We start from the raw sequence: 6,000 nt of genomic DNA, 5'->3' as shown, positions 1-6,000 counted from the left end.
GGGACGGCGACGGCCCTGTCACCCCGCCGGGACTCGGCTCTCCGGCGCACCAGCACGGTGTTTCCCCGAACCTGGGGGTGTCAGCAGGCTTCGAGGCGGTGCTCGGCGCCGGCCGGACAGTCGTCCCGGCCGGCGCGCGGGCCACCCGCCGCTCCTCCCATCGGCTCGCCGCCGGAGCGATCCGCGCAGCGCGGCGCGCTCGTCCCGGGTCTGCCCGCCGGACCTGCCCGCCGACGCACCCACGCCGCCCCGCCGGGCCGGTCGGGCGGACCACCCACCCCGAGTCGGCTCGGGTTCCCTCGGCAGGCTGACCGGCGAACACCCAGCGGGAGGCATCATGCGGTTCCTCGTCATCACCCTGATCGTCCATCGGCCGGACCCGGTCACCGGCGTCACCCCGTCGACCCGGGACCGGCTGCACGAGGTGGTCGACAGCGCGGTGCTGGCCGAGGAGCTGGGTTTCGACGGGTTCGGCGTCGGTGAACGGCACGAGCGGCCGTTCATCTCCTCCTCGCCACCGGTCGTGCTCAGCCACCTCGCGGCGCGCACCTCGCGGATCCGGCTGTTCACCGCGGTGACGACCCTGAGCCTGCTCGACCCGGTGCGCGCCTACGAGGACTACGCCACCCTCGACAACCTCTCCGACGGCCGGCTCGAACTGATCATCGGCAAGGGCAACGGCACGGCGCAGCGGGAGCTGTTCGCCGTCACCCCCGAGGACCAGTGGGAGCGCAACGCCGAGTCCTACGAGCTGTTCCGGCAGATCTGGCGGCAGGACACGATCACCGCGCAGCCGCGGTTCCGGCCCGCGCTGCACGAGGCCGAGGTCTGGCCGCGCCCGTTCCAGCAGCCGATCCGGGTCTGGCACGGCAGCGCCACCAGCCGCGAATCGGTCGACCTCGCCGCCCGCTACGGCGACCCGCTGTTCTCCGCCAACGTCACCAACCCCATCGAACCGTACGCCGAGCTGGTCCACTACTACCGGCAGCGCTGGGCGGAGTACGGCCACGACCCGGCGCTGGCCACGGTCGGCGCCGGCACGGCCGGTTTCCACGTGGCGCGGCGCTCCCAGGACGCCATCGCCGCCTACGCGCCGGTGTTCGCCGGGCAGCTCGCCTTCCAACGTTCGATGGGCCTCGAGCCGGTGTTCCCGACGCTGGAGGACTTCGTCGAACGCAGCTCCGCGCTGATCGGCAGCCCCGAGCAGATCGTCGACAAGGTGCACCGCTACCACGAGCAGTTCGGCCACAGTGTGCTGCACCTGCACGCCGAGGCCGGCGGGCTGCCCGCCGCCGAGCACCGGGCGAGCCTGGAGCTGTTCCAGGCCGCGGTGGCCCCGGCACTGCGCCGGGACCTGCCCGACCCGCCCTGGCCGTGGGCACCGGTCCGGCCCGAGACCGCCCCCGAGGCTGAGGCCGTATCCGCATCCGCGGACTGATCGGACACTGCGCCTACTCGCGCTATGGCGACAGGTGCACACCGTGCTCGCCGGGGCGGGACGGCCGACCGCGTGCCACTACGGCTCGTTCCCTGCGTTTGCGCTGGTCAGAACGATAACCCGGGAATCACACCGCAACGTTCCGGACGCGCGTCGCGCATATCGGTGGAAAGCAGGTCCGCCCGGCGATAGCGTGAAACCGCAGCCGGACGGGCGGCCCGAATCCGCCGTCCGGGCGGTAAGGAATTCCACCACGGCATGACGTTGCGCGGCGTCGTGTCGTCTTGTCGTCGATGGGCGGAGCGTGATCGAACTACAGGTCAGACCCTGGAAACGATTCGGCCAGGACCGGCTTTACGTGAATCTGCACGACGGCCGCAGCGCCGCCTGCTTCGACCGGCGGACCAGTGAGCTCACCTTCCTGCTCGACGTGGACCGGGACGCGGTACTCGCCGCACTGGCGCCCCATCTACCCGACCTGCCGACGCCGGTGATCCGAACGAGCCTGTCTGCCGAAGCCTCCACCGCCCCCGCGACGAACACCCGTAGGCCGACCGCCCGCACATCGGCGCGCAGCACACCGATACACGACACACCGGCGCACAGCACACCGGCGGTCAACAGCCGGGCGCGCCATGCTCCCGCGAGCGCGGAAACGGCGGATCTCTCGACGTATCCGGACGACCTCGCGGGCAATCCACCCGGCCTGGCGATCCACGCAAAAATCGCGGAGCTGACCCCGGGATTCTGGCGCGCGCTGGCCAACCGTCTGCTCCGGCGCCCTCGGCCGGAAACGGAAAGTTGGCGCAAGGGCCTGGCCGGTGAGCAGATGGTGGCCGCGGAACTGGAACCGCTGACGACGCGGGGCTGGCGGGTGCTGCATTCGATACCGCTGCCACGGGATGTGGACATCGATCATCTGCTGATCGGCCCGGGCGGTGTCTTCACCCTCAACACCAAGAATCATCGTGGCGCGCGAATATGGGTCGGCGACCGCGCGGCCACCGTGAACGGCCAGCCCTATCGGTACGTCGACAAGTCCAGAAGCGAAGCAAAACGCGCAGCCGTGGCGTTGAGCGACGCCTGCGGCTTCCCCGTCGCCGTCGCCGGGGTGCTGGTCTTCGTCGAGGCGGACACCCTCACCGTGGAGCCCTCGCTCAGGGACGTCTACGCGACGCACCACGACCTGATCGCCGACGCCTTCAGCGGACTGACCGGTGTCTGGCAGCCGGCGGACGTCGAGGCGATCTACGCCTCGGCGCGCCGCCGGCCCACCTGGCACGGCGCCTGACGCCGCGGCTGTTCCGGGCCGGGCGCGGGGCCGTCCGGTGATCCGGCCGAGGTCCGCTGGCGGCCGGGTCACCGGGGGTGGGGTCAGGCCACGCCGGCCACCGGGCGTGCGGTCGTCGACTTGCGGCTGGTGATGACGTCGTCGATGAGGCCGTAGTCGCGGGCCTCCGCGGCGCTGAAGATCTTGTCGCGTTCGGTGTCGCGGCGGATCTCCGTCTCGCTGCGGCCGGTGTGCCGGGCCAGCAGGGTCTCCTGCAGGGCGCGTATCCGCAGGATCTCGCGGGCCTGGATCTCCAGGTCGCTGGACTGGCCCTCCCCCTGTGCCGACGGCTGGTGGATGAGGATGCGGCTGTGGGCCAGGGCGAAGCGCTTGCCCGGCGTCCCCGCCGCCAGCAGCACCGCCGCCGCCGACGCCGCCTGACCCATGCAGATCGTCGAGATGTCCGGCCGCACGAACTGCATCGTGTCGTAGATCGCCGTCAACGACGTGAACGACCCACCCGGCGAGTTGATGTAGATCGAGATGTCCCGGTCCGGATCCTCCGACTCCAGGAACAGCAGCTGCGCCATCACGTCGTTCGCCGACACATCGTCGATCTGAACGCCGAGGAAGACGATCCGCTCCTTGAGCAGCTTCGAGTACGGGTCCATCGAGTACTCGCCGCGCGACGTCCGCTCCACGATGTTGGGCAGGACGTGACGGGCGTTCGGCATGTGCTGGGCGTTCGGTGCGCCGAGGCCGGCGTGGACCGGCCAGCCGGCGTTCACCGGGCACTCCCGGCGGGGCCGAAGCCGGTGCGACCGGCCGCATGGCGGGGGCCGAGACCGGAACCGCCGACGCCGCTGGGCACCTGATCGACCCGTTCGACGACGTGGTCGACCAGGCCGTAGTCGCGGGCCTCCTCGGCGGTGAACCACCGGTCACGGTCGGAGTCGGCTTCGATCTGCTCGACGGTCTGGCCGCTGTGGAAGGCGATGCGCTGCTGCAGCGTCCGCTTCGTGTACAGCATCTGCTCGGCCTGGATGGAGATGTCGGCGGCGGTGCCCCCGATCCCTCCCGACGGCTGGTGCATCATGATCCGCGCGTGTGGGAGGGCGTAACGCTTGCCCGCGGCGCCGGCGCAGAGCAGGAACTGGCCCATGGAGCCGGCGAAGCCGAGGGCGACGGTGGCCACGTCGTTGCCGACGTACTGCATCGTGTCGTAGATCGCCATGCCGGCGCTCACCGAACCGCCGGGCGAGTTGATGTAGAGGTAGATGTCGGAGATCGGGTCCTCGGCGGCGAGCAGCAGCAGCTTCGCGCTGATCGCGTTGGCGACGGCGTCCTCCACCACGGCGCCGAGGAAGACGATGCGGTTCTCCAGCAGCCGGCCGAACACCTGGTCGTCGGCAGTGCCGGCAGTGCCGGCCTGGGCGGCGGGGCGACGGGGCCGGCCACCGCCGGGCCCCGCGTGCGTCGCCGATATGTCGATCATGAGACGTGTCCTCCCGCCGGCCGAGTCGGGACTCGTCGCGTTCGACGAAGGGCCGGCCCCTCCAGAGTCACCGGGAAAGGCGCTCCTGTACCGGCGATCTGCCGGCAGCAGATCTGCTCACGGCAGACAGGCCGCGACGCCGACGCTCACCGCTGACACCGCGCCATACGCCGGGTGCCATGCGCCAGGTGCCATGCGCCGGGTGCCATTCCGACGTGCCACGACGTTAGTGCTCGTCGCCGCCGAACGGGTCGTCGAGGAAGTCGAGGATGGAGTCGTCCAGGTCAGGCCAACGGCCGGCGGCCGGCCTGGTGGAGCCATGCCCCGATCCGTCCGTGTCGGCGTCGCCTCGCAGCGACCGGGCCGTGTCGTCATGCAGACCGATCATGAAATCCTCGGCGAGGCGCACCTGCTCCTGCAGCGAGGCAAGCTTCTCCTCAGCCAGGCTGACCCAGGTCTGCAGCCGATCCTGAAGCTCGGCGCGCAGCTGCGGGGACAATCCCGGCCGCGCCAGCCGCTCACGCAGTGTGAGCAGTGAGCGCATCTCCTCCACCGTGAAACCCAGCGGCTTCATCTTCTTGATCAAAAAGAATCGATCGAGGGCATCATCGTCATAGAGTGGGAAACCGCCCGGCGAGCGACCCACGGCGACGAGAAGGCCCGCCTCCTCGTAGAACCTGGCGGTACGCAGGGACAAGGTCACCAGGATGGCGACGTCACCGATCTCGTAGCGCCCGTCGCGGGCGTCGGCGGAAGACCTGGCGCTGCTGGTTGTGGACAATTCAACCCTTATCAGGTGAGCTTGGCGGCTGGTGTTCAGAGATCTAGCGTCTACGTGTCGGCTATCCGCGGCTACACAAAAGCGGTAAAGATCTGGTAATCGCTGACCGACGGCGGGTCCACCACGAATCCGACTACTCGCGGGTCCCTGCGGGCACTCCCTCGACCGGGACCGGGACGGGACGGCGGCGCGGGTCGGCGAGCCTTCCGAAGCGGTCGACACCTGGTCCACGTGGGACACGCCAGGGCCTGCTTCGTCACCTCGCGTAACCTTCAGGCCCGGCGGACCGATGCGCCCCACGCGGTTACCGTAGCCGGTGACCTGGCACTATGCGCCAACGCTCAGCACCCGCCGACCGGACGGTGGACTAACGATGCGCTATGCCGATCGGTCCGCGTCGCCGTGCAGACCGATGACGAAGTCCTCGGCGACGCCGGCCTGCTGACGCAGGGTGGCGAGTTTCTCCTCGGCCAGCACGACCCAGGTGCGCAGCAGCTCGCGCAGCTCGGTGCGGCGGGCGTCGGAAATCTTCGGATCGGACAGCTCGTCGCGGACGGACAGCAGCGAGCGCATCTCCTCGAGGGTGAATCCGAGGGATTTCATCTTCTTGATGACGAGCAACCGGTCGACGGCCTCGTCGCCGTAAAGGCGAAAACCGCCGGGGGTGCGGCCGGCGGTGGTGAGCAGCCCGGCCTCCTCGTAGTACCGGACCGTGCGCAACGAGAGCCCGACCCGCTCGGCCACCTCACCTATCTGATACGTGGTTCCGCGGGCCGCGCGGAGCGCGGATGGATCGCGACGCGTCGTGGACAAGGTGACCCTAACGTTCGTGGCTCGACGCCGGGAGTATGGCTGATAACAGACGACTCTACGACGTTCCGGACAGCAAGCCGATACGGGTCGCTTCGGCTCACCGTCCGCCCCCGGACAACCGGCCGACCCGGTCCGCGCAGGCGACGCGCACCCCGACCGGGCCGCCGACCGTCGGACCGCCCCGGCCACCACCGCGACCGCCG

General features: G+C 70.1%; 6 protein-coding genes and 1 pseudogene. 3 read left to right on the top strand and 4 right to left on the bottom strand.

What is annotated here, in order from left to right:
- From NBZ83_RS10660 to NBZ83_RS10650, 3 genes and pseudogenes are all read left to right on the top strand, one after another.
- Positions 1-311, top strand: a pseudogene (locus NBZ83_RS10660) (helix-turn-helix domain-containing protein); the annotation flags it as partial.
- A gap of 26 nt (positions 312-337) precedes the next feature.
- The gene (locus tag NBZ83_RS10655) at positions 338-1,438 is read left to right on the top strand and encodes an LLM class flavin-dependent oxidoreductase (RefSeq protein WP_261568591.1); all 1,101 of its coding nucleotides are present in this window, start codon (positions 338-340) and stop codon (positions 1,436-1,438) included.
- A gap of 358 nt (positions 1,439-1,796) precedes the next feature.
- Entirely contained in the window at positions 1,797-2,729 is a 933-nt protein-coding gene (locus NBZ83_RS10650) for a nuclease-related domain-containing protein (RefSeq protein ID WP_261568592.1), read from the top strand.
- A gap of 83 nt (positions 2,730-2,812) precedes the next feature.
- Here NBZ83_RS10650 and NBZ83_RS10645 read toward each other — a convergent pair whose 3' ends face one another.
- The 4 genes from NBZ83_RS10645 to NBZ83_RS10630 form a co-directional block, all read right to left on the bottom strand.
- A complete protein-coding gene (locus NBZ83_RS10645) occupies positions 2,813-3,442 on the bottom strand; it encodes an ATP-dependent Clp protease proteolytic subunit (protein WP_261568616.1) in 630 nt (209 codons plus the stop codon).
- Between the two features lie 50 nt (positions 3,443-3,492).
- Positions 3,493-4,203, bottom strand: a complete 711-nt coding sequence (locus tag NBZ83_RS10640) for a ClpP family protease (RefSeq protein ID WP_261568593.1) — start codon at positions 4,201-4,203, stop codon at positions 3,493-3,495.
- 226 nt (positions 4,204-4,429) lie between these two features.
- Positions 4,430-4,984 carry a MerR family transcriptional regulator gene (locus NBZ83_RS10635; protein WP_261568594.1) on the bottom strand — a complete coding sequence of 185 codons (555 nt, stop codon included), beginning with the start codon at positions 4,982-4,984 and terminating at the stop codon, positions 4,430-4,432.
- Between the two features lie 378 nt (positions 4,985-5,362).
- Positions 5,363-5,797 (bottom strand): MerR family transcriptional regulator, encoded by a 435-nt coding sequence (locus NBZ83_RS10630; protein WP_261568595.1) that lies wholly within the window; start codon positions 5,795-5,797, stop codon positions 5,363-5,365.
- Between the last annotated feature and the right edge of the window lie 203 nt (positions 5,798-6,000).

The sequence above is a fragment of the Frankia gtarii genome, from assembly GCF_025403375.1.
GTDB classification, from domain to species: Bacteria; Actinomycetota; Actinomycetes; order Frankiales; family Frankiaceae; genus Frankia; species Frankia gtarii.
Note: the sequence above shows the minus strand (reverse complement) of the source record. Positions and strands in the feature narration are given on the sequence as shown.

What these genes read in the sequence shown, in the direction of transcription:
- NBZ83_RS10645 (WP_261568616.1), bottom strand. Translation starts at nt 3,442, where the DNA reads ATGCCGAACGCCCGTCACGTCCTGCCCAACATCGTGGAGCGGACGTCG.
- NBZ83_RS10640 (WP_261568593.1), bottom strand. Translation starts at nt 4,203, where the DNA reads ATGATCGACATATCGGCGACGCACGCGGGGCCCGGCGGTGGCCGGCCC.
- NBZ83_RS10655 (WP_261568591.1), top strand. Translation starts at nt 338, where the DNA reads ATGCGGTTCCTCGTCATCACCCTGATCGTCCATCGGCCGGACCCGGTC.